We start from the raw sequence: 21,923 nt of genomic DNA on the forward strand, positions 1-21,923 counted from the left end.
GTCGGCCTTTGTGAGCCTCCGTCAGCCGACGAGGTTGTCGGCCAGCTCGTCCGAGAGGTTCGCCTCCGTACCCGGGATGCCCAGGTCCGAGGCCCGTTTGTCGGCCATCGCCAGCAGTCGGCGGATACGGCCGGCGACCGCGTCCTTGGTCAGCGGCGGGTCGGCGAGCGCGCCCAGCTCCTCCAGCGAGGCCTGCTTGTGCTCCATGCGCAGCCGGCCGGCGGCCGCCAGGTGCTCGGGGACCTCGTCAGCGAGGATCTCCAGGGCCCGCTGGACACGGGCTCCGGCGGCGACGGCCGCGCGGGCGGAACGGCGCAGGTTGGCGTCGTCGAAGTTGGCCAGACGGTTCGCCGTGGCGCGCACCTCGCGGCGCATCCGACGCTCCTCCCAGGCCAGCACGGACTCGTGCGCGCCGAGGCGGGTGAGCAGGGCACCGATCGCGTCGCCGTCGCGGACGACGACCCGGTCGACCCCGCGGACCTCGCGGGCCTTCGCCGCGATCGAGAGCCGACGGGCCGCGCCGACCAGGGCGAGAGCCGCCTCGGGGCCCGGGCACGTGACCTCCAGGGAGGAGGAACGGCCGGGCTCGGTGAGCGAGCCGTGCGCCAGGAAGGCCCCGCGCCAGGCCGCCTCGGCGTCGCAGGTGGCCCCCGAGACCACCTGCGGGGGCAGGCCGCGGATCGGCCGGCCGCGGCCGTCCACCAGGCCGGTCTGGCGGGCCAGCTGGTCACCGCCCGCGACGACCCGCACCACGTAGCGCGAGCCTCGGCGCAGCCCACCGGGCGCCATCACGATCAGCTCGGAGCTGTGGCCGAAGATCTCCAGGATGTCCCGCTTGAGGCGGCGGGCCGCCATCGCGGTGTCCAGCTCCGCCTCGATCACGATGCGCCCGCTCACCAGGTGGAGGCCGCCGGCGAACCGCAGGACGGCGGAGACCTCCGCCTTCCGGCAGCAGGTCCGGGTGACGGGGAGCCGGGAGACCTCGTCCTTCACCGCTGGCGTCATCGCCATGGGCCGATCCTTCCATGCATCCGAAAAATACGGTCGTACGCGGCGGCTAGGAGCTCCGGGTCGTGCCTTGGGCTCCCGTCCGTCCGGGCCACCGGCGCCAGCTCCACCGCGGCCCCGAACCGCTTGGCTGCGTCGGTGAGGAGGTCGCGGTCGGGCACGGCGGCCTCGTCGGCCAGCACCACGTCCAGGGCGAGTTTAGGGGCGTGTCGCCCCAAAACCTCCAAATGACGCTGCGGGGAGAAGCCCTCGGTTTCTCCGGGCTGCGGGGCGAGGTTCAGGGAGAGTACCCGGCGGGCCTTGGTCGCGGTGAGCGCGTCCAGGAGTTCCGGCACCAGCAGGTGCGGAATGACCGACGAGAACCAGGAGCCGGGGCCCAGAACCACCCAGTCGGCGTCCAGGACCGCAGCGACCGCCTCGGGGACGGCGGGCGGGTCGTGCGGCATGACGTGCACGGACTGCACCTCGCCGGGGGTGAGGGCGACGGTCGCCTGGCCGCGGACGGTGTCGACTTCCTCGGGCCGGTCCGGATCGTGCCCCTTGACCAGCGCCTGGAGCTCCAGCGGTACGGCGGACATGGGCAGCACCCGGCCCTGGGCACCCAGGAGCTTGCCGACCAGGTCGAGGGCCTGGACATGGTCGCCGAGCTGCTCCCACAGGGCGACGATCAGCAGGTTGCCGACCGCGTGCTCGTGCAGGTCGCCCTGGGACTGGAAGCGGTGCTGGATGACGCGGGCCCAGGTCTGGCCCCAGTCGTCGTCGCCGCACAGCGCGGCCAGCGCCTTGCGCAGGTCGCCGGGCGGCAGTACGCCCAGCTCGTCGCGCAGGCGCCCGCTGGAGCCGCCGTCGTCGGCCACCGTGACCACGGCCGTGAGGTCGCCGGTGATGCGGCGCAGTGCGGCGAGCGAGGCGGACAGGCCCATGCCGCCGCCGAGGGCGACGACCTTGGGCTGGGTGCCCCGGCGGCGCGGCCTGGCCCCGCGCGCCTCGGCGGGTCGGCCCCCGCGGCCCTCGGGGTTGACCCTGCGCAGCCTGTTCAGCCGCGGTGTACGTCCGGTCACTCGCGCCCCATGTCCCGGTGCACGACCACGGTCTCCACGCCCTGGGAGGCGAGGCGGGCGGCCAGCTTCTCGGAAGTGGCGACCGAACGGTGCTTGCCTCCCGTACAGCCGACCGCGATGGTCACGTAGCGCTTGCCCTCGCGGCGGTACCCGGCGGCGATGAGCTGGAGCAGCTCGGCGTAGCGGTCGAGGAACTCCTTGGCCCCGGGCTGGTTGAAGACGTACGCCGCGACCTCCTCGTTCAGGCCGGTGAAGGGGCGCAGCTCCGGGACCCAGTGCGGGTTGGGCAGGAAGCGCATGTCCACGACCAGGTCGGCGTCGACGGGGAGGCCGTACTTGAAGCCGAAGGACATCACGGTGGCCCGCAGCTCGGGCTCCTCCTCGCCCGCGAACTGGGCGTCCATCTTCGCGCGCAGCTCGTGCACGTTGAGGCTGGAGGTGTCGATCACCAGGTCGGCGTCTCCGCGCAGCTCGCGCAGCAGCTCGCGCTCGGCGGCGATGCCGTCGACGATGCGGCCGTCGCCCTGCAGCGGGTGGGGGCGGCGCACGGACTCGAAGCGGCGCACCAGGGCCTCGTCGGAGGACTCCAGGAAGACGATCCGCCGGGTGACGTGCTTGGCCTCCAGGTCGGCGAGGGACTCGCGGAGGTTGTCGAAGAAGCGGCGGCCGCGCACGTCGACGACGACCGCGATCCGCGCCACATTGCCCTGGGAGCGGGCGCCGAGCTCCACCATGGTGGGGATCAGCGCGGGCGGGAGGTTGTCGACGACGAACCAGCCGAGGTCCTCCAGACACTTGGCGGCCGTCGAGCGCCCGGCGCCGGACATGCCGGAGATGATCACCAGCTCGGGGATGGCCGCGTCGGGGATCCCGGGCGGCGTGCTGTCCGTACTCACCTGTGCTCCGTGTTCCTGGCCCTCGGTGCCCGCTGTGCCCTGTGGGGCTCGCGTGGGCTCCTGATCTCGCTGTGCTGTGTGCTGTGCGTCGTTCTCGCTCATGTCTCCTGCCCCCGTCGTTCTTCCGGGGCGTCCGCTGTCGAGGACTCCTCCGGGGACCCGGCCGTCGTCCCGGGCGCCCCGACTTCCACGTCATCCATGATCTCTCCAGTCGCCGTGTTGACGGCGGGTGCGGCCGGGGCCGCCTGGGCGAGGGCCACGGCGATCGTCTCGGCCGTCTTGCGGCCTATGCCCGGGACCTCGCAGATCTGGTCGATCGTCGCCGACCGCAGCTTCTTCACCGAGCCGAAGTGTTTGATGAGCGCCTGCTTACGCGTCTCGCCGAGGCCCGGCACTTCGTCCAGGGGGCCGGCGCGGAACCTCTTGGACCGCTTGGTGCGCTGGTAGGTGATCGCGAAGCGGTGGGCCTCGTCACGGACGCGTTGCAGCAGGTAGAGGCCCTCGCTGGTGCGGGGCAGCACCACGGGGTCGTCGTCCTTGGGCAGCCACACCTCCTCCAGACGTTTGGCGAGACCGCACACGGCGATGTCGTCGATGCCGAGCTCGTCCAGGGCTTTCCTGGCGGCGGCCACCTGCGGCTGCCCGCCGTCGACGACGACGAGCTGGGGCGGGTAGGCGAACTTCCTGGGGCGGCCGTCCTCCTCTGTCAGCGCGTTCTCCCCGTCGGTCCATTCCCCCGTCTTCTCCTTCTCGGCGAGGTAGCGCCGGAAGCGGCGGGTGATCACCTCGTGCATGGAGCGGACGTCGTCCTGGCCCTCGAAGCCCTTGATCTGGAAGCGGCGGTACTCGCTCTTGCGCTGCAGGCCGTCCTCGAAGACGACCATGGAGGCGACCACGTCGTCGCCCTGGAGGTGCGAGATGTCGTAGCACTCGATGCGCAGCGGGGCGCTGTCCAGGTCGAGGGCGTCGGCGATCTCCTCCAGGGCGCGCGAGCGTGTGGTGAGGTCGGAGGCGCGCTTGGTCTTGTGCAGCACGAGTGCCTGCTGGGCGTTGCGCTGCACGGTCTCCATGAGCGCCTTCTTGTCGCCGCGCTGCGGTATGCGCAGGGAGACGTTGGAGCCGCGCCGCCCGGTCAGCCACTCCTGGACGGGCTCCAGCGGCTCGGGCAGGGCGGGGACGAGGACCTCCTTGGGGACGGAGTCCCCCGTCTCCTCGCCGTAGAGCTGTTGAAGGGCGTGCTCGACGAGGGCGCCGGTGGTGATCTCCTCGACCTTGTCGGTGACCCAGCCGCGCTGGCCGCGCACGCGTCCGCCGCGGACGTGGAAGATCTGGACGGCCGCCTCCAGCTCGTCCTCGGCGACCGCGATCAGGTCGGCGTCGGTCGCGTCCGCGAGCACGACCGCGTTCTTCTCCATCGCCTTCTTCAGGGCCCCGATGTCGTCGCGCAGGCGGGCCGCCCGCTCGTACTCCATCTCGTCGGCCGCCTCCATCATCTGCTTCTCCAGCCGGCGCAGGTAGGTGCCCGTACGGCCGGTCATGAAGTCACAGAACTCGTCGGCGAGTTCGCCGTGCTCCTCGGCGGAGACCCGGCCCACACAGGGTGCTGAGCACTTGCCGATGTACCCGAGCAGACAGGGGCGGCCGGTGCGGGCGGCGTTCTTGAAGACGCCCGCCGAGCAGGTGCGCACCGGGAAGACACGCAGGAGCAGGTCGACGGTGTCCCGGATGGCCCACGCGTGCGCGTACGGGCCGAAGTACCTGACGCCCTTCTTCTTGTGGCCGCGCATCACCTGGACCCGCGGGAACTCCTCGTTCATCGTCACCGCGAGGTAGGGGTAGCTCTTGTCGTCGCGGTACTTGACGTTGAACCGGGGGTCGTACTCCTTGATCCAGGAGTACTCCAGCTGGAGCGCCTCGACCTCCGTGGACACCACCGTCCACTCCACCGACGCGGCCGTGGTGACCATGGAGCGCGTGCGCGGGTGGAGGCCCGCCAGGTCCTGGAAGTAGTTCGCCAGGCGCTGGCGCAGGCTCTTCGCCTTTCCGACGTAGATCACCCGGCGGTGCTCGTCGCGGAACCTGTACACCCCGGGAGAGTCCGGGATCTGTCCCGGCTTGGGGCGGTAGCTGGAGGGGTCGGCCATGTCTCACACCCTACTGGCGGGGACCGACACTCCGACGGGCCTGTGGACGACGCCGGTGGCGGCCGAACAGGTGACTGTCCTGCCCACGGGAGTGTGGAACACCCCGCGTTGTCCGCGGTCCGGTCGGGCGCCGGGCGTCGAGTCCCGGCCAGGAGTACGCGGCCGTTGGGCGTCAGGTGTTGTCGGGACTTGGTCAACACGCTTCAATGCGGGGGAACTCGGGGCCCTGAAGGGCGGCGTACGCGTGTGCGGACGCCCCGGCGCTGGCGGGGCGGCCCCGACCACCCTTGTGAACGGTCTGACCAGCCGTTGTGCTTCTTTCACAGAAAGGCCCCTGCATGCAGCACGCCACACAGCACGCGGACGTCGTCGCCGCGGAACTGGACACGGCCCTGCGCGGCGGCCCCTTCCACGTCGCCCTGCGCGCCGCGATCGCCGCGCGCGGACTGCCGTTGCAGCGCGTGCAGCACCACCTCTCGCGCCACGGCGTGAAAGTGGGCGTGACGAGCCTGAGTTACTGGCAGCAGGGCGCCCGCCGCCCGCAGCGCCCCGAGTCGCTACGGGCCGTACGGGCGCTGGAGGAGATCCTGAAACTGCCGGAGGAGTCCCTGATCCGGCTGCTCGCCGACACCGACGGAGTCGCCACGGCCGGGCGCCCTGCGGGCCGCTCCTACCGCTCCTTCGTGGAGGCCTCCGGCGTGCTGGAACGGCTGCTGGCCGAGCTGGAGGCACCGCTCGACGGCGGGCTGCACACCCTGGGCCACCACGAGCGGGTACGCGTCGGCACGCGCCGTGAGCTGCTGGGGCGCGAGTCCCACCACATCGTGCGCGCCCACCGCGACGGCGTCGACCGCTTCGTCGCCGTCCACCACGGCGACCCGGGGTGCACACCTGAACGCATGACGGTACGCGCCCTGGAGAACTGCCGCACCGGCCGGGTCCGTTGGCACCACGACACCGGCGTGCTGGTGGCAGAGCTGCTCTTCGACCTCCGGCTGCGCGCCGGCGACACGTTCCTCTTCCGCTACGACATCGAGGACGGCACGGCCGGAGTCTGCCACGAGTACGTCCGCGGCTTCGGACTCGCGGGCGGCCAGTACGCCCTCCAGGTCCGGTTCGACGAGGACGCGCTGCCGGTGCGCTGCCACCGGTTCACCCAGCACTCGGCGGCGGCCCCGCGCAGCGGCCGTCAGGAACTCGCGCTCAGCGACCGCCACCACTCGGTGCACCTCGTCGAGCCCCGGGTGCGGTCGGGCATGGTGGGCATCGGCTGGGACTGGGAGTGAGCCCACGACGGACCGTGGTCGAGCCTCGCTGACCTTCACCATGTGACGTAAACGTTTGCGCAAGCGTTTACGCGCCCCCCTTCGATGGGATAACTTCCCGGCCGGACGTGGAAGCCGAGGGAAGGACGCGCGATGCCCACCATGGCCGACGTCGCTCGGTGCGCCGGGGTCTCCGTGGCCACCGTTTCGCACGTCCTGAACGACACCCGTCCCGTGCTCCCCCACACCCGACAGGCCGTCCTCGACGCCATCGACGAGCTCGGCTACACGCCCAACACCCTCGCCCGCTCGCTGGTGACCTCCCGCACCCACTCCATCGGGCTCGCGGTCTCGGCGATCAGCAACCCGTACTTCACGGAGATCCTCCAGGGCGTCGAGGCCGGCGCCCTGGAACACGGCTACAGCCTGCTCATCGCCGACCCGCACGACGACCCGGAGCACGAGCGCAAGGTGGTCCAGCTGCTGCACGAGCGACGTGTGGACGGCATGATCATCGCGCCCTCCGCCGACCCGCGCGGCCTCCTCGCCTACCTCACTCGGCATGACGTACCCGCCGTCTTCCTCGACCGCCTCATCGAGGACCCGGCGGACGTCACCTCCCGCTTCGACCAGGTCTGCGCCGAGAACGCCGAGCCCATGACCCGGCTGGTCGCCCACCTCGCCGAGCGCGGCCACCGGCGGATCGCGCTGGTCGCGGGCCTGCCCGGACTCAGCACCACCAGCGAACGCATCGCCGGTTACCGCCAGGGCCTCGCCTCAGCCGGGCTCCCCTTCGACGAGAGGCTCCTGGTCCACGGCGACTCCGCGACAGCAGGCGCCGAACGGGCCACGGCAAACCTGCTCTCCCTCGCGGCCCCGCCCACGGCACTCGTCACCGGCAACAACGCGATGACCATCGGCGCCCTGCGCGCCCTGCGGGAGCGCGGCGTGTCGGTGCCCGACGACATCGCCCTGTGCTGCTTCGACGACTTCGCCTGGGCGGACCTGTTCGCGCCCCGACTCACCGCCATCGCCCAGCCCAGCAGGGACATCGGCGCCCGGGCCGTCCAGGTGCTCCTGGACCGCCTCGCCACGCCGGACCGGCCCACCCGGACCGAGCGGCTCCCCTGCGCCTTCGTCCACCGCACCTCGTGCGGCTGCCCCGAGCGGCCCGCGCGGCCCCACACGCTCCCGTTGCCCGAGAGAGGAACCACCTCGTGATCGTCGTCGCCGGTGAGGCCCTGATCGACCTCGTACCGCAGGGTGCGGGCGCCCTCGCGACCCTGCGGCCGGCGCTCGGCGGCGGCCCCTACAACACCGCCGTCGCCCTCGGCCGCCTCGGCTCCCCCACCGCCTTCTGCTCCCGCACGTCCCTCGACGCGTTCGGCGAGGCCCTGCTCGACGGGCTACGGCAGGCCGGCGTCGACGTGTCCGCCGTGCAGCGCGGCACGGAACCGACCACCCTCGCCGTCGCGACGCTCGATGGGACCGGCTCGGCCGCCTACTCGTTCTACGTCGACGGCACCGCCGACCGCCTGTTCGCGGCCCCCGCGCGGCTCCCCGCCGGGACGCGCGCGGTGTCCTTCGGCACCTGCTCGCTCGTCCTGGAGCCGGGCGCGAGCGCGTACGAGGAGCTGATGAGGACGGCGGCCGCGCAGGGCCTGTTCACCGCACTCGACCCGAACATCCGGCAGGGGCTGATCCCGGACGCGGACGCCTACCGGGCCCGGTTCAAGAGCTGGCTGCCGTCGGTGTCGCTGCTGAAGCTGTCCGAGGAGGACGCACGGTGGCTGGGCGGCACCCCACAGGAGTGGCTCACCTCGGGCCCCTCAGCCGTCGTCGTCACCCGGGGCGGCGACGGACTGACCGTCTTCACCAGGGACGGCGCCGAGCACTCGGTGCCGGGCGAGAAGGTCGACGTCGTGGACACCATCGGTGCCGGCGACACCGTGAACGCGGCCCTGCTGCACGGCCTGTCCACCCACGACGCCCTCTCCCCTGCGGCCCTCGCCGAGCTGGGCGCCCACAGCTGGACCCGGCTGCTGCGCTACGCGGCCCGCGCGGCGGCGATCACCTGCTCCCGCCCGGGCGCGGAGCCGCCGTACGCGGCCGAGGTGGGCGAGGTGTAGCCCACCCCTCGGGGTGACCCGGCGGTCAGCCGCGCCGCCTGAGGTGACCCGGCTGAGGGGCCCCGCGGCCAGCCGCGCCGCAGGTGAGGCCGGCCCACCTGGGGTCAGCCGTGGGGTCCTCAGGGACGGGCGTGAGCCGCAGCCCTCGGGGCGCCCCGAGGGGGACCCGCATGAGCCGCAGCCCTCGGGGCCCCCAGGCGTCAGCCGCTCACCGCTCGTAGTGATCCCGGGGTGCGGCCGCTCAGGCGGTCGAGCGCGGTGGCCGTGGGCTCGTCGGCCGGGAGGTAGGCCGTGAGACGCTGGCCGTCGTCCGGCAGCGCGAGCGTCTCGTACGACAGGCGCAGCCGGCCCACCTCGGGATGCTCGACGACCTCGGTCCCGTTGCGCAGCGGCATGGCCGGTACGGCGCCGAGCCGCTCGGTGAACGGGGCGCCCGCGGTGACCGTCATCTCGTCGACCAGGGCGACGACGCTCGGGGCGTGCAAGGGTGCCTCGTGCCGCAGATGGGCGATCTGCTCGTCCGCGAGCCGCTCCCAGCCCGGATACACCGCGCGGGCCCGCTCGTCGGTGAACAGGTACCGCACGACATTGGGCGGGTGCCCGTCGAGCAGCCCCAGCGGGCGGGCCAGCCGCTCGTAGCCCGAGGTGTACGCCACGATGTCCCCGATCCAGTTGAGCAGGGCGGCCGGTGTGGGCTCCAGACGGTCGAGAAGCGCGCGTACGGTCGCGCGCACGGTGAGGATCGGGGGGACCACCGCCGCGCAGAGCATCTTGTCGGCGCCGTGTTCCTTGGCCAGGCGGCGCAGCAGGAGCCGTTCCGGTACGCGGAGGCGCAGCGCGTCCGCCAGGGCGCCGAGCACCTGGGGCGAGGGGTTGCGGTCGCGGCCCTGTTCCAGGCGGGTGAGGTACTCGACGCTGATGCCGGCGAGCGTGGCCAGCTCGGAGCGGCGCAGGCCGGGTGTGCGGCGGCGGGGGCCCGCGGGCAGGCCCGCCTCGGCGGGGGTGACGGCCTCGCGGCGGGCGCGCAGGAAGGTGCCCAACTCGTTGTCGCTCACCGGTCGAACGTATCGCGAGTGCCGCCTCGGAGGGTGGCCCTCTCACTACCACCATCGGCGCGGTCTCCCTAGGCCGCGCGGATCCCGCGAAGGTGGCGGCATGACTCAGGACAACTCCTCCGACACGTTCGCCCTCACCACTCTGCCGCTGTCTCCCGGTGACTGGGAGCTCGATCCCCTGCACTCGGCCGTCAACTTCACCATCCGTCACCTCGGCATCGCCAAGGTGCGCGGCACCTTCCGGGACGTGAAGGCCGAGTTGTACGTCGGGGGGACGGCCGACGAGGTGCGGGTGAGCGCCGAGGTGGCTCTGGCCTCGCTCGACACGGGCAACGCGGACCGTGACGCGCACACCCGCTCCGCCGACCTGCTCGACGTGGAGAAGCGCCCGACGATGGTGTTCCGCTCGACACGGGTGTCCGGGGAGGGGGAGGACTGGTCGATGGAGGGGGATCTGACCATCGGGGACGTGACCCGCCCGGTGACGTTCGACGTCGAGTTCGGCGGTGTCGTGGACTCCCCCGTTGATCAGAGGAGGCACGCCGGTTTCGAGGCGACGGGTGAGATCCGGCGCAGCGACTTCGGGCTGGACTTCGGGGCCGGTTTCCTCGGTGATGTTGTCAAGGTTCAGTTGGACATGCAGTTCGTCGAGCCGCGGGGACAGGGCGGCTGACCGGTGAACGGACGGCGCCCCGCGGGGATTTCCCGCGGGGCGCCGCATTTTTGTGCATGTGTCGGGTCTTGTGACCCATGAGCGTCAGGCCTCGCGGGTCCGCGTGGTCTTCTTCGCGGGTACGGCCTTCTTCGTGGCGCCGGCGGCCTTCTTCGCGGGTACGGCCTTCTTCGTGGCCGTGTTGTCGGCGGTCCGCGTGGTCTTGGCGGTGGCCGTCTTCTTCGCCGGGGACTTGGCGGCGACCGTCTTCGCGGCCGCCCTGCTCCGCGGTACCTTGACCGGTGCCGCGTCGCTGATCTTCTCCGGCGCCAGAATCTCGCGCAGGAACTTGCCGGTGTGGCTGGTCGGGACCCCGGCGACCTGTTCGGGGGTTCCCTCGGCGATGACGAGGCCACCGCCGGCGCCCCCCTCGGGGCCCATGTCGACGACCCAGTCGGCGGTCTTGATCACGTCGAGGTTGTGTTCGATGACGATGACCGTGTTGCCCTTGTCGACCAGGCCGCCCAGGACCCGGAGCAGCTTGCTGATGTCCTCGAAGTGCAGACCGGTGGTCGGCTCGTCCAGGACGTAGACCGTGCGCCCGGTGGAGCGGCGCTGCAGCTCGCTGGCGAGCTTGACGCGCTGTGCCTCACCGCCGGACAGGGTGGTCGCGGACTGGCCGAGCCGGACGTAGCCGAGACCGACGTCGTTCAGGGTCTTCAGGTGGCGGGCGATCGACGGGACGGCCTCGAAGAAGTCCATGGCCTCCTCGATCGGCATGTTCAGGACGTCGGCGATGGACTTGCCCTTGTAGTGGACCTCCAGGGTCTCCCGGTTGTAGCGGGCGCCGTGGCAGACCTCGCACGGGACGTACACGTCCGGGAGGAAGTTCATCTCGATCTTGATCGTGCCGTCGCCCGCGCAGTTCTCGCAGCGGCCGCCCTTGACGTTGAAGGAGAACCGGCCGGGCATGTAGCCGCGGACCTTCGCCTCGGTGGTCTCGGCGAACAGCTTGCGGACGTGGTCGAAGACGCCGGTGTACGTCGCCGGGTTCGAGCGCGGGGTGCGGCCGATGGGCGACTGGTCGACGTGCACGACCTTGTCGACGAGGTCGTCGCCGTCCACGCGGGTGTGCCGCCCCGGCACGTTCCTCGCGCCGTTCAGCTCGCGGGCCAGGTGCGTGTACAGGATGTCGTTGACCAGCGTCGACTTGCCGGATCCGGACACGCCGGTGACCGCGGTGAACACGCCCAGCGGGAAGGACACGTCGATGTCCTGGAGGTTGTTCTCCCGGGCGCCGTGCACCGTGAGCCGGCGTGAGGGGTCGAGCGGGCGGCGGATGTCGGGCAGCGGGATGGACTTCCTGCCGGAGAGGTACTGGCCGGTCTGCGACTCGGCGTTGGCGAGCAGCTCCTTGAAGGAGCCGCTGTGCACCACCTTGCCGCCGTGCTCACCGGCGCCGGGACCGATGTCGACGATCCAGTCGGCGACCTTGATGGTGTCCTCGTCGTGCTCGACGACGATGAGCGTGTTGCCCATGTCGCGCAGCCGGACGAGGGTCTCGATCAGCCGGTGGTTGTCGCGCTGGTGCAGACCGATGGACGGCTCGTCGAGGACGTACAGGACGCCGACGAGTCCGGAGCCGATCTGGGTGGCCAGGCGGATGCGCTGGGCCTCGCCGCCGGAGAGCGTGCCGGCCGCGCGGTTGAGCGAGAGGTAGTCGAGGCCGACGTCGACCAGGAACCGCAGCCGCTCGTTTACCTCCTTGAGCACACGCTCGGCGATCTTCTTGTCGCGGGCGTTGAGCTTCAGCTCGCCCAGGAAGCCCGCGCAGTCGCTGATGGACATCGCGGAGACCTCGGCGATCGACTTCTCCATGATGGTGACCGCGAGGACGATCGGCTTGAGGCGAGTGCCCTCACAGGTGGGGCAGGGCACCTCGCGCATGTAGCCCTCGAAGCGCTCCCGACTGGCGTCGCTCTCGGCCTCGCTGTGCCGGCGCTTGACGAAGGGCACCGCGCCCTCGAAGGGGGTGGTGTAGACCCGCTCGCGCCCGTACCGGTTGCGGTAGCGGACCTCGATCTGCGTCCGGTGTCCGTGGAGGAGGGCCTTCTTGGCGCGCTGGGGCAGGCCGGCGAAGGGGATGTCGGTCCGGAACCCCAGGGCGTCCGCGAGGGCACCGATGAGACGGCCGAAGTAGTCCTTGGTGTGGCCGTGCGACCAGGGGTGGATGGCGCCCTCGTCGAGGGACTTGTCCTCGTCGGGGACGATCAGTTCGGGGTCGACCTCCATGCGCGTGCCGATACCGGTGCACTCGGGGCAGGCGCCGAAGGGCGAGTTGAAGGAGAAGGACCGGGGCTCCAGCTCCTCGAAGGACAGGTCGTCGTACGGGCAGTACAGGTGCTCCGAGTACATGCGCTCGCGCTCGGGGTCGTCCTCGGGGAGGTCGACGAAGTCGAGCACGACCATGCCGCCGGACAGGCCGAGGGCGGTCTCGACGGAGTCGGTGAGGCGGCGCTTGGCGGAGTCCTTCACCGTGAGGCGGTCGACGACCACCTCGATGGTGTGCTTCTCCTGCTTCTTCAGCGTGGGCGGGTTGGAGAGCTGGATCGTCTCGCCGTCGACCCGCGCGCGGCTGTAGCCCTTGGTCTGAAGGTCGGCGAAGAGGTCGACGAACTCGCCCTTGCGCTCGCGCACGAGCGGCGACAGCACCTGGAAGCGGCTCCCCTCAGGCAGCTCCAGGACCCGGTCGACGATGGCCTGCGGCGACTGGCGCGAGATCGGACGGCCGCACTCCGGGCAGTGCGGCTTGCCGATGCGCGCGAAGAGCAGCCGGAGGTAGTCGTAGACCTCGGTGATCGTACCGACTGTGGAGCGCGGGTTGCGCGAGGTCGACTTCTGGTCGATGGAGACCGCCGGGGAGAGGCCTTCGATGAAGTCGACATCCGGCTTGTCCATCTGGCCGAGGAACTGGCGGGCGTACGAGGAGAGCGACTCCACGTAGCGCCGCTGGCCCTCGGCGAAGATGGTGTCGAAGGCCAGGGAGGACTTGCCCGAACCGGACAGGCCCGTGAAGACGATGAGCGAGTCCCGGGGCAGGTCGAGCGAGACATTCCTGAGGTTGTGCTCGCGCGCGCCACGGACGATGAGACGGTCGGCCACGCCGGTCCGCACCTTTCTTGAGAGAAGTGACAGGGGCGGGGCCCCCGTCCTTTCTCAGACTAGGGGGAGCCACTGACAACGCCGGTCGGATTCACCGAGTGACAACAATCCCCGACCATCCAGCATGCCCGACGCCGCCACTGACCATATAGCACGTGCATTCGATTTGCGGGACCGACTCGGCCGCCTTCACCCGAAGGGGTGGCCGGGCTAGGGTCAGCACCATGATTGATCACGCGCATGACCTGGCGTCTGTACGTGACGCGACGGAGCGGCTGCTCACCGCAGTCGCCAAACTGGACAACGCGTCTGTGGCCGAACCGTCACGCCTGCCCGACTGGAGCCGTGGCCACGTCCTGGCCCACCTGGCCCGCAACGCGGACGCCCTCGTGAACGTACTCGCCGGCCGGCCCATGTATGCCTCCGCCGAGGCTCGCACCGACGACATCGAACGGGACGCGCCACGTCCGCTGGAGATCCAGCTCACGGACCTGCGCGAGAGCGCGGGCCGCTTCCAGGAGGCGGGAGCCGAGCCCGCCGACTGGTCACGCACCGTGACTCTTCGCAACGGCGTCACCGACTCCGCGTCCCGGGTGCCGTTCCGACGCTGGGTCGAGGTCGAGCTGCACCACGTGGACCTGAGGCTCGGCTACGAGCTGGAGGATCTGCCGACGGAGTTCACCGAGCGTGAGATCGACTTCCTGGCGAAGCGGTTCTCCGGGCACCCCGACGTGCCGCCCACGCACCTCACGGACGGCACACGCGCGTGGCACACGGGCCGGAATGCGGGCGAGCCCGCCGTCACCGTCACGGGCACCCGTGCCGAGCTGCTCGGCTGGCTCTCCGGCCGCCGCGCCGGGGCCGCCCTGACGGTCGACGGTGGGCCGCTCCCGGCCCTGCCCCCGCTATAGGCTGGCCGCCATGACGTACAGCGGTGAGGTGACGGTCGGCGGCCCGGCGGACGTGCACGAGCTCAAGGACCTGATGATCAGCAAGATCGCGGTCGGTCCGATGAACAACAACGCCTACCTGCTGCGCTGCCGGGCCACGGACGAGCAACTGCTGATCGACGCGGCCAACGAGGCCGACACGCTGATCGGCATGATCGGCGACGACGGCATCGCGTCGGTCGTGACGACCCACCAGCACGGCGACCACTGGCAGGCACTCGCGGAGGTCGTGGCGGCCACGGGCGCCCGGACGTACGCCGGCCGGGACGACGCCGACGGCATCCCCGTGCCGACCGACGTCCTCGTGGACGACGGCGACGTCATCCGGGTGGGGCAGGTGGAACTCACCGCGCGCCATCTCGTCGGCCACACGCCGGGCTCGATCGCGCTCGTCTACGACGACCCGCACGGGCACCCTCATGTGTTCACGGGGGACTGCCTCTTCCCGGGAGGTGTGGGCAACACCCGTAAGGATCCGAAGGCGTTCGCCAGCCTGATCCACGACGTCGAGACGAAGATCTTCGACGCTCTCCCGGACGAGACCTGGGTCTACCCGGGACACGGCAACGACACCACGCTCGGCACGGAACGGCCGCACCTGCCAAAGTGGCACGCGCGCGGGTGGTGAAGGCCCCCCACTGGGGGCGCGCGTCACTGAACGCGCGCCCCGTGTGAATCGCGCACACACACCTGTGCCCCGCGCGCGCTCCCGGCGTAGATGGTTGCGCGGTCAACTGGTCTTAGCCCCGCGCAGGATGACGGCTCCTGAGCGGTATGGGCCGTCGGTCCACCGATCCCCGCCCTCGACCGGCGGCCCAGGCACATCCGGACGTGTTCACGAGAACGCAACACTCGTTCCCACTATGCGGACTTGTGGGGGTGTGACCTCGACAAACATCGTTTTCGCTGCCACTCTCCCGCCATGCGCCTCGCCCCTCGTGTTCTGCGCCGCTCCCTCGCCGCGGCCACCGTAGCCCTCCTCGCCACCGCCGTCGGCTGTGCTCCGCAGCCGGAGGAGAAAGCGGCCGGCACGCCGTCCTCCGCGGCCGGGAAGGCCTGCGCCAAGGGCAAGCTGGCCACCGAGACTTCCGGCAAACTGACGATCGCCACCGACGAGCCGGCGTACGAACCGTGGTTCAAGGACGGCAAGCCCGCCAACGGCGAGGGCTACGAGTCGGCGGTCGCCTACGCCGTGGCCGAGCAGCTCGGCTACGACAAGGGCGCCGTCGTGTGGCAGAGCGTCCCCTTCAACAAGGCGTTCGCGCCCGGTGAGAAGACCTTCGACTTCGACATCAACCAGGTGTCGATCAGCGACGAACGCAAGAAGGCCGTGGACTTCTCCTCCGGCTACTACGACGTGCGCCAGGCCGTCGTCGCGCTGAAGAACTCCAAGGCCGCGAAGGCGACGGGTATCGCGGACCTGAAGGACGTCAAGCTCGGCGCCCAGGTCGGTACCACCAGCCTCGACTACATCGACGACGTGGTGAAGCCGAAGCAGGCGGCGGCCGTGTACGCCAGGAACGACCAGGCCAAGTCGGCCCTGAAGAACGGACAGGTAGACGCCATCGTGACCGATCTGCCGACCGCGTTCTACATCACCGGCGCCGAGGTGACCGACGCGAAGATCGTCGGTCAGTTCGAGAACAAGGGCGGTACCCCGGAGCAGTTCGGGCTCGTGCTCGACAAGGGCAGCGCGCTCACCTCCTGCGTCACGGAAGCCGTGGACGCCCTGCGGAAGAAGGGCACGCTCGCCGGCCTCGAGAAGCAGTGGCTCTCGGACGCGGTCGACGCGCCGGTGCTCAAGTGACGGTCACCAAGGACGAGTCCGGGCCGGAGGGCGCGGACGACAAGGGTGACAGGTCCGGAGGCGCGGGCACCGTTCCGGGAGCCGGTGACGGTTACGTGCCCTCGCAACGGCGGCGGGAACGCGAGCGGTACAAGCGCGTCCGCGCCCGCCGCGCCACGGCGATCGCCGCGCTCTCGACCCTCGTCACGGGCGTCGTCCTCTACCTGGTCGTCGTCAACGCGCCCGGCTGGCCGCGCACCAAGGAGACGTTCTTCAGCGCGCAGTACGCGCGCGAGGCGCTCCCGAAGGTCCTCGACGGACTGTGGCTGAACGTCCGTCTGCTGTTGATCTGCGGCGCCGCGGTGCTGGTCCTCGGCATGCTGATCGCGATCGCCCGGACGCTGCGCGGCCCCGTGTTCTTCCCCCTGCGGGTGCTGGCCGCCGCGTACACCGACTTCTTCCGCGGCCTCCCGCTGATCATCAACCTGATGATCGTGGTCCTGGGCGTCCCGGCACTGCGGCTCCAGGGCGTCACCGTCGACCCGGTCCTGCTGGGCGGAACGGCGCTCACGCTGACGTACTCCGCCTACGTCGCCGAGGTGTTCCGCGCCGGCATCGAGTCCGTGCACCCCTCGCAGCGCGCCGCCGCCCGCTCGCTCGGCCTCACCAACCGGCAGGCGCTGCGGTACGTCGTCCTGCCCCAGGCGGTGCGCCGTCAGGTGCCACCGCTGCTCAACGACCTGGTGTCGCTCCAGAAGGACACCGGGCTCGTGTCGATCGGCGGCGCGGTGGACGCCGTACGCGCGGCCGACATCATCGTCGGCCGCAGTCTGAACTACACGCCGTACATCGTCGCGGGCCTGGTCTTCGTGGCGTTGACCATCCCGATGACCCGCTTCACCGACTGGGTGACGGCCAGAATGGACCGCCAGCGGGCCCAGGGAGGATCACTGTGAACGACGCGCCCGTGCTGCGCATGGAGTCCGTCCGCAAGACCTTCGGCGGCTCCGTCGTCCTGGAGGACGTCGACCTGGAGGTCGCCCCGCACACGGTGACCGCGCTGATCGGCGCCTCCGGCTCCGGCAAGTCGACGTTGCTCAGGTGCGCCAACCTTCTCGAGGACATCGACGACGGCGCGATCTGGCTGGACGGCGAGGAGATCACCGACCCGCGCGTGGACCAGGACGCGATACGGCGCCGTATCGGCGTGGTGTTCCAGGCGTACAACCTCTTCCCGCACATGACCGTCCTGGAGAACATCACGCTCGCCCCGCGCCGTGTGCACGGCGTCGCCCGCGCGGAGGCCGAGGCACGCGCGCGCGAGCTGCTGGAGCGGCTCGGGCTTGCCGGAAAGGCCGACGAGTACCCGGACCGGCTCAGCGGCGGACAGCAGCAACGCGTGGCGATTGTGCGCGCCCTGGCCGTACGCCCCCGGCTGCTGCTGCTCGACGAGATCACCGCCGCCCTCGATCCGGAGCTCGTGGGCGAGGTCCTCACCGTGGTCCGCGACCTGAAGGGCGACGGCATGACCATGGTGCTCGCCACGCATGAGATGGGCTTCGCACGGGAGATCGCCGACCAGGTCTGTTTCCTGGACGGAGGGGTGGTGCTGGAGCACGGCACGGCCGAGCAGGTGTTCGGCGACCCGCAGCGGGAGCGTACGCAGCGCTTTCTACGGCGGATCGTGGAGGCGCGGCGACTGTAAGGACCGTGCGCCTGGTCGTCGGGGGTTACGCGTCTGCCTGCGCCGCCCCCGCCAGCGCCGCGACCCGCTCCACGCCGAACACGTACCCTTGCACGCCACAGCCCGCGATGACGCCGTCGGCGCGCAACGAGACGTACGAGTGGTGCCGGAACGACTCGCGCTTGTGGATGTTGGAGATGTGCACCTCCAGCACCGGCAGGCCGTCGCAGGTGTTGAGCGCGTCCAGGATCGCGACCGATGTGTGCGAGTATGCGCCGGGGTTGATGACGATCCCGCAGTGGTTCAGCCGTGCCTCGTGGATCCAGTCCACCAGCTCACCTTCGTGGTTGGACTGCCGGAAGTCGACCGTGCCGCCGTGCGCGGCCGCCGCCTTCGCACACAGCGCCTCGACGTCGGCGAGCGTGTCCGAGCCGTAGATCTCCGGCTGGCGCTGCCCGAGGAGGTTCAGGTTGGGGCCGTTGAGGATCATGATCGGGGCGTTGGCCAGGGTGCGGGGCACGGTTCCTCCGGTCCGGTGAAGGCAGGCTGCTCTGACCCCGGTTTATCACGATGCGCCGCCGCGGGACCGGCCGTACCCTCCCGCCATGACCATGATCTCGTACCCGCCCAAGCCCTCCCCCGGCGATCGCATGGCCGTCGTCTCGCCCGGCGCCGGTCTGCCCGGCCTGTTCCCGCGCCCCTTCGAACTGGGCCTGGAGCGGCTGCGCGAGGACTACGAGCTCGAACCGGTCGAGTACCCGACCACCCGCAGGATGGGCTCGACGCCACAGGAGCGGGCCGACGACATCCACGCCGCCTTCGCGGATCCGGACGTCAAGGCGGTCATGGCCTCGATCGGCGGCGACGACCAGATCACCGTGCTGCCGTTCCTGGACCGGGAGTTGATCCGGGCGAACCCGAAACCGTTCTTCGGGATGAGCGACAACACCAACCTGCTGGCCTTCCTGCGTAACACCGGAATCGTCGGCTACCACGGCGCCACCGTGATGACCGCGCTGGGCCGCCCGGGCGCCATGGATCCGCTGACGGAGCGGTCGCTCCGGGCAGCACTGTTCACGTCGGGCGAGTACGAATTGACGCCCGCCGAGCGATGGAACGACGTCAACCGCGACTGGGCCGACCCGGCCACCTTCGACGCGGAGCCGGAGACCCGGCCCGGCAACGGATGGACCTGGAAGAACGCCGACCGGGTCGTGGAGGGCCGCAGCTGGGGCGGCTGTCTAGAAATCCTCGGCTGGCTGCTGATGGCCGACCGGGAGATCGCGCGCGACCTTTCCGAGTACGACGGCGGAGTGCTGCTCCTGGAGACGTCCGAGGAGATGCCGAGCGCCGAGGAGGTCTTCCGCACCATGCGGAACATGGGCGAGCGCGGGCTGCTCCAGCGTTTCTCCGCGCTGCTCATGGGCCGGGCGAAGACGTGGTCCTTCGAGCGCCCCAACACCCCGGAGGAGGCCGCTCGTTACGCTGCCGAGCAGCGCGACGCCGTTCTTCGCGCCATGCGTGCCTACGCCCCCGACACCACGATCGTCTTCGACGTGGACTTCGGCCACACCGATCCGCAGCTCGTGATCCCCTACGGGGGCATCGTCCGCGTCGACGGGCCCGCCCGGCGCATCACCGTCACGTACTGACGAGGACGGCGCGCCTCCGCACGCCCCCGTAACCCGCCGTCACCGTGGGTAGTTGACGCGGCATGCACGATGTACGCGCCGTAAGGACACCTTCCATGCTGCGGCTCGCGGCCGCCTCGCTCGCCGGGACGGCCATCGAGTTCTACGACTTCTTCGTCTACGGGACCGCGGCCGCCCTGATCCTGGGTCCGCTGTTCTTCCCGACCTTCTCGCCGGTCGCTGGGACGCTGGCCGCCTTCGGGACGTTCGGTGTGGGGTTCGTGGCCCGGCCGCTGGGGTCGGTGCTGTTCGGGCACATCGGTGACCGGCACGGGCGCCGGCCGGTCCTCGTCGGCTCGCTCCTGCTGACCGGCGGGTCGACGGTCGCGGTCGGGTGTCTGCCGACGTACGAGGCGATCGGGGTGGCCGCCCCTGTGCTGCTGCTCGTGCTGCGGTTCGTGCAGGGCCTCGGGCTCGGCGGGGAGTGGGGCGGCGCGGTGCTGCTGACCGCCGAGCACGCTCCCCCGGAGCGGCGTGGGCTGTGGTCGAGCTTCCCGCAGGTCGGCCCGGCCGTCGGGTTCGTGCTCGCCAACGGGGTGGTGCTGGCACTGAGCGCCACATTGACCGACGCGCAGTTCGCGCAGTGGGGGTGGCGGGTGCCGTTCTGGGCGGCGGGCGTGCTGGCCGTGGCGGGGCTGTGGCTGCGTTCGTCGCTGGTCGAGAGCCCGCGCTTTCTGGAGATCGAGAAGCCCGCGCGCGTGCCGCTCGTCGAGGTCGCGCGCCATCACTGGCGACTCGTCCTGCTGACCGCGGGGGCACTGGCGGTCGGATACGCGGTCTTCTACGCCGTGACGACATGGTCCCTCTCCTACGCGACCGAGCGGCTCGGGATGAGTCGGCCGGTCACGCTGGCCTGCATCATGGCGGCGGTGGTGGTGAAGGGGGCGCTCACGCCTGTCGTGGCGGTCCTCGGCGATCGCGTCGGGCGCCGGCCGCTGTGCCTGGCGGGGTGTGCCGGCGCGGCCCTGTGGATGTTCCCGATGGTCGCGCTCGTGTCGACGGCGCAGCCGCTGCTGATGTTCCTCGGGTTCCTCGGTGCGATGGTCGCGTTCGTCACGATGTTCGCGGTGATCGCCGCCTATCTGCCGGAGCTGTACGAGGCCCGGGTGCGGTGCACGGGTGCCGCCGTCGGCTACAACCTCGGCGGGGTCATCGGCGGGGCGCTCACCCCGATCGTCGCCACGGCGCTGGCGGAACAGGGCGGCCGGGTGCCCTGGGGTGTGGGGGCGTATCTGACGGGCGTCGCCCTGCTCAGCCTGGGGTGCTTCGCGCTGCTGCCGGAGACCCGACCGGTTCCGGTGCTGCCGGAGACGGAGGCGAGGGCGGCGGCTACGGGTTGACGGCCAGCTCCAGGTACGCCGCGAACAGCACCAGATGGACGCCGCCCTGGAGCGGTGTGGCCCGGCCCGGCACGACCGTCAGCGAGCTGACGACCACGGTGAGGGCGAGCAGCACCATATGGGTGGCGCCGAGACCGAGGACGAGCGGGCCGGAGAGCCAGACCGATGCCAGGGCGACCGCGGGGATGGTGAGGCCGATGCTGGCCATCGCCGACCCGAGCGCCAGGTTGAGGCTGGTCTGCACCCGGTCGCGGCGGGCCGAGCGCAGCGCGGCGATGGTCTCGGGGAGCAGCACCAGCAGCGCGATGATCACGCCCACGACGGCTTGCGGCAGCCCCGCCGCCGCCACGCCGGACTCGATCGTGGGTGAGACGCCCTTGGCGAGCCCCACCACTCCGATCAGGGCCAGGCCCAGCATCCCGAGACTGATCAGGGCGATGCGGGCCGTCGGCGCGCCGGCGTGATCGAGAGCGGTGATCAGTTCCCCCTCCCGGGTGATCGGCAGGAAGTAGTCGCGGTGCCGGACCGTCTGGGTGGCGACGAACAGGCTGTAGAGGACCAGTGAGGACAGTGCGGCGAAGGTGAGCTGGACGGTGGAGAACTCCGGGCCCGGCTTGGATGTGGTGAACGTCGGCAGCACCAGGCTGAGCGTGGCCAGTGTGGCGACGGTCGCGAGGGCCGCGCCGGTGCCCTCGGGGTTGAAGACGGCCGTTCCGTGCCGGAGGGAGGCGACGAGGAGGCACAGGCCGACGATGCCGTTGCAGGCGATCATCACGGCCGCGAAGACCGTGTCCCGTGCGAGGGTCGAGCTCTTGTCGCCGCCGTCCACCATCAGGGTGACGATCAGGGCGACCTCGATGATGGTGACGGCGACGGCGAGCACCAGGGAACCGAAGGGCTCACCGACCCGGTGGGCGACCACCTCCGCGTGGTGCACGGCGGCCAGGACGGCACCGGCGAGGACCAGGGTCACCAGCGCGACGATCGCCACCGGCAGGTCACGGCCCCATGTGAGGGCCAGCAGAACCACCGCGAGCACCGGCACGACGGACGTCCACCGGGTCGTGAGCGACCTGAGCCGAGCGCGCATGCTGTGAGCG

Annotated in this window: 19 protein-coding genes; 11 read left to right on the forward strand and 8 right to left on the reverse strand. The window is 71.0% G+C overall.

Annotated features, from left to right (window positions below; all coding sequences use genetic code 11):
* Nucleotides 1–21 precede the first annotated feature (21 nt).
* Genes whiA through uvrC form a run of 4 tightly spaced genes read right to left on the reverse strand, consistent with a single transcriptional unit; the run spans nucleotide 22 to nucleotide 5,109 of the window.
* The gene (whiA, locus tag IG99_RS00985; protein WP_037668581.1) at nucleotides 22–1,011 is read right to left on the reverse strand and encodes a DNA-binding protein WhiA; all 990 of its coding nucleotides are present in this window, start codon (nucleotides 1,009–1,011) and stop codon (nucleotides 22–24) included.
* Nucleotides 1,002–2,069 carry a gluconeogenesis factor YvcK family protein gene (locus IG99_RS00990; protein ID WP_037668583.1) on the reverse strand — a complete coding sequence of 356 codons (1,068 nt, stop codon included), beginning with the start codon at nucleotides 2,067–2,069 and terminating at the stop codon, nucleotides 1,002–1,004. The genes whiA and IG99_RS00990 overlap by 10 nt, the downstream gene beginning before the upstream one ends.
* Nucleotides 2,066–3,067 (reverse strand): RNase adapter RapZ, encoded by a 1,002-nt coding sequence (rapZ, locus tag IG99_RS00995; protein WP_037668585.1) that lies wholly within the window; start codon nucleotides 3,065–3,067, stop codon nucleotides 2,066–2,068. Before rapZ ends, IG99_RS00990 begins: the two co-directional genes overlap by 4 nt.
* Nucleotides 3,064–5,109 carry an excinuclease ABC subunit UvrC gene (gene uvrC, locus IG99_RS01000; protein ID WP_037668587.1) on the reverse strand — a complete coding sequence of 682 codons (2,046 nt, stop codon included), beginning with the start codon at nucleotides 5,107–5,109 and terminating at the stop codon, nucleotides 3,064–3,066. The genes rapZ and uvrC overlap by 4 nt, the downstream gene beginning before the upstream one ends.
* Nucleotides 5,110–5,447: 338 nt before the next feature.
* Between uvrC and IG99_RS01005 the strand changes: the two genes are divergently transcribed.
* The 3 genes from IG99_RS01005 to IG99_RS01015 all read left to right on the forward strand — a co-directional run bounded on the left by IG99_RS01005 (nucleotide 5,448) and on the right by IG99_RS01015 (nucleotide 8,503).
* Nucleotides 5,448–6,395 carry a hypothetical protein gene (locus IG99_RS01005; protein WP_037668589.1) on the forward strand — a complete coding sequence of 316 codons (948 nt, stop codon included), beginning with the start codon at nucleotides 5,448–5,450 and terminating at the stop codon, nucleotides 6,393–6,395.
* Nucleotides 6,396–6,527: 132 nt separating this feature from the next.
* Nucleotides 6,528–7,595: a LacI family DNA-binding transcriptional regulator gene (locus tag IG99_RS01010; protein ID WP_037668592.1), complete on the forward strand. Its 1,068-nt coding sequence runs from the start codon at nucleotides 6,528–6,530 to the stop codon at nucleotides 7,593–7,595.
* Entirely contained in the window at nucleotides 7,592–8,503 is a 912-nt protein-coding gene (locus IG99_RS01015) for a carbohydrate kinase family protein (protein ID WP_037668594.1), read from the forward strand. The genes IG99_RS01010 and IG99_RS01015 overlap by 4 nt, the downstream gene beginning before the upstream one ends.
* A 200-nt stretch (nucleotides 8,504–8,703) precedes the next feature.
* Here the strand turns inward: IG99_RS01015 and IG99_RS01020 are convergent, their stop codons facing one another.
* Nucleotides 8,704–9,558 (reverse strand): helix-turn-helix domain-containing protein, encoded by an 855-nt coding sequence (locus tag IG99_RS01020; protein WP_037668596.1) that lies wholly within the window; start codon nucleotides 9,556–9,558, stop codon nucleotides 8,704–8,706.
* A gap of 100 nt (nucleotides 9,559–9,658) precedes the next feature.
* On the opposite strand from IG99_RS01020, the gene IG99_RS01025 reads away from it, so the two are divergent.
* Nucleotides 9,659–10,231 carry a YceI family protein gene (locus tag IG99_RS01025; protein WP_037668600.1) on the forward strand — a complete coding sequence of 191 codons (573 nt, stop codon included), beginning with the start codon at nucleotides 9,659–9,661 and terminating at the stop codon, nucleotides 10,229–10,231.
* A gap of 84 nt (nucleotides 10,232–10,315) precedes the next feature.
* Here the strand turns inward: IG99_RS01025 and uvrA are convergent, their stop codons facing one another.
* Nucleotides 10,316–13,372, reverse strand: a complete 3,057-nt coding sequence (gene uvrA, locus IG99_RS01030) for an excinuclease ABC subunit UvrA (protein ID WP_037669545.1) — start codon at nucleotides 13,370–13,372, stop codon at nucleotides 10,316–10,318.
* A gap of 224 nt (nucleotides 13,373–13,596) precedes the next feature.
* On the opposite strand from uvrA, the gene IG99_RS01035 reads away from it, so the two are divergent.
* From IG99_RS01035 to IG99_RS01055, 5 genes are all read left to right on the forward strand, one after another.
* On the forward strand, nucleotides 13,597–14,283 hold the full coding sequence (locus IG99_RS01035; RefSeq protein WP_037668602.1) for a maleylpyruvate isomerase family mycothiol-dependent enzyme: 687 nt from the start codon (nucleotides 13,597–13,599) through the stop codon (nucleotides 14,281–14,283).
* Nucleotides 14,284–14,293: 10 nt separating this feature from the next.
* Nucleotides 14,294–14,950, forward strand: coding sequence for an MBL fold metallo-hydrolase (locus tag IG99_RS01040; protein ID WP_037669547.1), 657 nt, complete (start codon nucleotides 14,294–14,296; stop codon nucleotides 14,948–14,950).
* Between the two features lie 294 nt (nucleotides 14,951–15,244).
* Complete coding sequence (locus IG99_RS01045; protein ID WP_037668603.1) at nucleotides 15,245–16,129, forward strand: ABC transporter substrate-binding protein; 885 nt, start codon at nucleotides 15,245–15,247, stop codon at nucleotides 16,127–16,129.
* Nucleotides 16,126–17,064: an amino acid ABC transporter permease gene (locus tag IG99_RS01050; RefSeq protein ID WP_037668606.1), complete on the forward strand. Its 939-nt coding sequence runs from the start codon at nucleotides 16,126–16,128 to the stop codon at nucleotides 17,062–17,064. Before IG99_RS01045 ends, IG99_RS01050 begins: the two co-directional genes overlap by 4 nt.
* 20 nt (nucleotides 17,065–17,084) lie before the next feature.
* Complete coding sequence (locus IG99_RS01055; RefSeq protein WP_037669549.1) at nucleotides 17,085–17,813, forward strand: amino acid ABC transporter ATP-binding protein; 729 nt, start codon at nucleotides 17,085–17,087, stop codon at nucleotides 17,811–17,813.
* 25 nt (nucleotides 17,814–17,838) lie between these two features.
* Here the strand turns inward: IG99_RS01055 and aroQ are convergent, their stop codons facing one another.
* On the reverse strand, nucleotides 17,839–18,312 hold the full coding sequence (gene aroQ / locus IG99_RS01060; protein ID WP_037668609.1) for a type II 3-dehydroquinate dehydratase: 474 nt from the start codon (nucleotides 18,310–18,312) through the stop codon (nucleotides 17,839–17,841).
* 85 nt (nucleotides 18,313–18,397) lie between these two features.
* Between aroQ and IG99_RS01065 the strand changes: the two genes are divergently transcribed.
* Both IG99_RS01065 and IG99_RS01070 read left to right on the forward strand, forming a co-directional pair.
* Nucleotides 18,398–19,444 (forward strand): S66 family peptidase, encoded by a 1,047-nt coding sequence (locus IG99_RS01065; protein ID WP_037668613.1) that lies wholly within the window; start codon nucleotides 18,398–18,400, stop codon nucleotides 19,442–19,444.
* 62 nt (nucleotides 19,445–19,506) lie between these two features.
* Nucleotides 19,507–20,823, forward strand: coding sequence for an MFS transporter (locus IG99_RS01070; RefSeq protein WP_199815429.1), 1,317 nt, complete (start codon nucleotides 19,507–19,509; stop codon nucleotides 20,821–20,823).
* On the opposite strand, the gene IG99_RS01075 is transcribed toward IG99_RS01070, so the two are convergent.
* Nucleotides 20,813–21,913 carry a calcium:cation antiporter gene (locus IG99_RS01075; RefSeq protein WP_037668616.1) on the reverse strand — a complete coding sequence of 367 codons (1,101 nt, stop codon included), beginning with the start codon at nucleotides 21,911–21,913 and terminating at the stop codon, nucleotides 20,813–20,815. The two genes, IG99_RS01070 and IG99_RS01075, sit on opposite strands and share 11 nt — an antisense overlap.
* Nucleotides 21,914–21,923: the final 10 nt, after the last annotated feature.

The sequence above is a fragment of the Streptomyces griseus subsp. griseus genome (genome assembly GCF_000720255.1).
Lineage (GTDB): Bacteria > Actinomycetota > Actinomycetes > Streptomycetales > Streptomycetaceae > Streptomyces > Streptomyces griseus_I.

What these genes read in the sequence shown, in the direction of transcription:
- whiA (WP_037668581.1), bottom strand. Translation starts at nt 1,011, where the DNA reads ATGGCGATGACGCCAGCGGTGAAGGACGAGGTCTCCCGGCTCCCCGTC.
- rapZ (WP_037668585.1), bottom strand. Translation starts at nt 3,067, where the DNA reads ATGAGCGAGAACGACGCACAGCACACAGCACAGCGAGATCAGGAGCCC.
- uvrC (WP_037668587.1), bottom strand. Translation starts at nt 5,109, where the DNA reads ATGGCCGACCCCTCCAGCTACCGCCCCAAGCCGGGACAGATCCCGGAC.
- IG99_RS01005 (WP_037668589.1), top strand. Translation starts at nt 5,448, where the DNA reads ATGCAGCACGCCACACAGCACGCGGACGTCGTCGCCGCGGAACTGGAC.
- IG99_RS01010 (WP_037668592.1), top strand. Translation starts at nt 6,528, where the DNA reads ATGCCCACCATGGCCGACGTCGCTCGGTGCGCCGGGGTCTCCGTGGCC.
- IG99_RS01025 (WP_037668600.1), top strand. Translation starts at nt 9,659, where the DNA reads ATGACTCAGGACAACTCCTCCGACACGTTCGCCCTCACCACTCTGCCG.
- IG99_RS01035 (WP_037668602.1), top strand. Translation starts at nt 13,597, where the DNA reads ATGATTGATCACGCGCATGACCTGGCGTCTGTACGTGACGCGACGGAG.
- IG99_RS01040 (WP_037669547.1), top strand. Translation starts at nt 14,294, where the DNA reads ATGACGTACAGCGGTGAGGTGACGGTCGGCGGCCCGGCGGACGTGCAC.
- IG99_RS01045 (WP_037668603.1), top strand. Translation starts at nt 15,245, where the DNA reads ATGCGCCTCGCCCCTCGTGTTCTGCGCCGCTCCCTCGCCGCGGCCACC.
- IG99_RS01055 (WP_037669549.1), top strand. Translation starts at nt 17,085, where the DNA reads ATGGAGTCCGTCCGCAAGACCTTCGGCGGCTCCGTCGTCCTGGAGGAC.
- IG99_RS01065 (WP_037668613.1), top strand. Translation starts at nt 18,398, where the DNA reads ATGACCATGATCTCGTACCCGCCCAAGCCCTCCCCCGGCGATCGCATG.
- IG99_RS01070 (WP_199815429.1), top strand. Translation starts at nt 19,507, where the DNA reads ATGCACGATGTACGCGCCGTAAGGACACCTTCCATGCTGCGGCTCGCG.
- IG99_RS01075 (WP_037668616.1), bottom strand. Translation starts at nt 21,913, where the DNA reads ATGCGCGCTCGGCTCAGGTCGCTCACGACCCGGTGGACGTCCGTCGTG.